General features: G+C 59.3%; 1 protein-coding gene. It reads left to right on the top strand.

Translation table 11 applies throughout. The features are described 5' to 3' along the window. The first annotated feature begins 345 nt into the window (after positions 1-345). Positions 346-2,097 (top strand): hypothetical protein, encoded by a 1,752-nt coding sequence (locus P1S46_07875; GenBank protein ID MDF1536402.1) that lies wholly within the window; start codon positions 346-348, stop codon positions 2,095-2,097. Positions 2,098-2,165: the final 68 nt, after the last annotated feature.

Here is a 2,165-nt window from a genome sequence, read left to right as displayed (position 1 = left end):
AGGGGCTATTGGCATGGGGAGGAAGGATAAGGAAGGGAGCCTACATGAGGGGGAGAGGGAGAATAAGGAAAGGGGCTATTGGCAGGGGGAGGAAGAATATGGAAATTGACTATAATTGGGCTCGCGAAGACAAGCATTACCCCAGTTCCTGGCCTTCAGGCCGGGGAGTGGGTCACTTCTCCCTCCTGCCCCTGTCCTCCGACTTGTCCCCCGAAGCCTTTGGCGAAGGGGGAAGCTGTTCTGCAGGCGTCAGCGAAGGGCAAACTCCCTTCTCTCTGTTTTTTATTTTCCACTTGTTCTAAAATACGCCCCTCATTCGTGAAAAACGTACCTGGAGGGCCACCGTTGAAAGCCATGAAACTCATTCTTGCAGCCATTCTTGCCCTTGGGGTCGGCTTTCCCGTGCCGGCGATCGCGGAAGCCACCAAGGTCAGGGTCTCGGCCCACGCCGCCATCCGCCAGGGGGACCTTGCCGGCGCCCAGAGTGAGGCACTGGACGAGGCCCTGCTCAAGGCCCTGGAAGAGGTTCTGGCCGGAGTGGTCCCTGAACGGACCTTTGCGGCCCTCGAACCCCTTCTTGAGGCAAGGATCTTTCCCCAGGCCCAGAACTTCATCACCAACTACCAGATCGTCAACAGGGATGTCAGCGATCTTGCCTATACGGTCCACGTTTCCGTCACTGTCGACACCGACCTGCTGCGCAAGAAACTGGCCTCCATCGGGGTTATCAAGGAGCCGGGGAGCCCACCGCTCGCGGCTGTCTTTGTTACCGTGGATGCACCCCTGGGACTGGATCATGTCAAATCACTGGGCGCCCTTGCCGACAGAACGGTATCGGCTGACCTGGACCGCTCCAACCTGGTCGTGATCCCGCCGCCGGATGACGACGATATGGGGTTCAGGGTCGTGAGGCCGCCGCAGGCGCCTGAGGCGCTGGTGTCAGGCGGTCTGGTCGCCCTCGCCGACCTGGCGGTGGGAGTGCTTTTTAAAAGGAACGGTGAAGCGGTCGTCACGGGCAGCACCATGTCCATTCCCATGTACCTTTCGATCCAGGCCGTGGATGTGGCCACGGGGACCCTGGTGGATGTCGGGCTCACGGAACTGGATGTCATGATGGGCACCCGCGATGGATCCTTGCTTTCCGACGATCCCGGCAAATCCCTGACTGTCGCCGCCGCACGCCTCACGTCGATCCTCAAGGAACGTTATCTGGCCGGAGAGACGAAGAGCGGTACGGTCCCGGTGATTTTCGAGGGGGCCCACGATGCCGGTACGGTCCGACTCGTTTTGAGTGAATTACAGTTCCGTCTGGGGGAGGGCAGCTCTATCCTCCCGGAGAGCTTCAGCGCGAACCGGTCACGTTATTCCGTCTGGACGACACGGGATCGAAACGAGGTCGTGGGGATCCTGAAGACTCTGGAAAAGGAGGGCTCCCCCTTCAAGGTCGCTAACGGGGAAGATACGGTCGTTCTCGGGATGGGTGTGGAAAAGCCGCCGGCCGGTGTGCTTGAGTTTGGTGAGGAAGTCACTTTTTACCGGAGGCTCCCGATGCCCGGCATCGAGAACCCTGACGACATCCGCAAGATCGAATTCGTGGCCTGGCAGGAAATGGAGGCAAACCACAAGGTCTCTACCGCCAACCTCGCGCCTTTCGGAATGGGTATCCTGGGAAGGATTGACCCTTCCCGAGACCTGGACATGTTCCGATTCACCCTTCCCGAGGGTGTGGACGAAATATCCGTGAGCGTGGAACAATCCGGCCCGGGAGAGGTGCGGCCGAGGGTCAGGGTCTTTACCGCCACCGGAGACCTTCTCGCGGAGCAGGTTGCCGGCAGTCGTGGGAGAAACCTTTATTTCACTGTCCCCGTCAGCAATAAGCCCATGGAACTTGTCATCTCGGTGGAGGATTTCCTCGGCCGGTACCCCTCGATGTTTCCCTATGTTCTGAAGGTTTCGATAACGAAAGACCGGGGCGCTGATGGAGACGTAAACAGTCCATCAATCAACTCGCGCCGGTTAGGCGGGAGCCGGGGTTTGGCCGCCAGAGATGTAAACCTCGAAGAGAGTTTAGGGACTCTATCTGAGTTGATGGCCTGAGAAGAGGTCGTCACAGCGCCCGTGGTGGGCGCCCGGATGGATGACTGTGGGCTGTGTCATCTATCCGT

Source organism: bacterium (assembly GCA_029210545.1).
Lineage (GTDB): Bacteria > BMS3Abin14 > BMS3Abin14 > BMS3Abin14 > BMS3Abin14 > JARGFV01.
The sequence above is the reverse complement of the archived record's forward strand: the minus strand, read 5'-3'. Positions and strand labels throughout refer to the sequence as shown.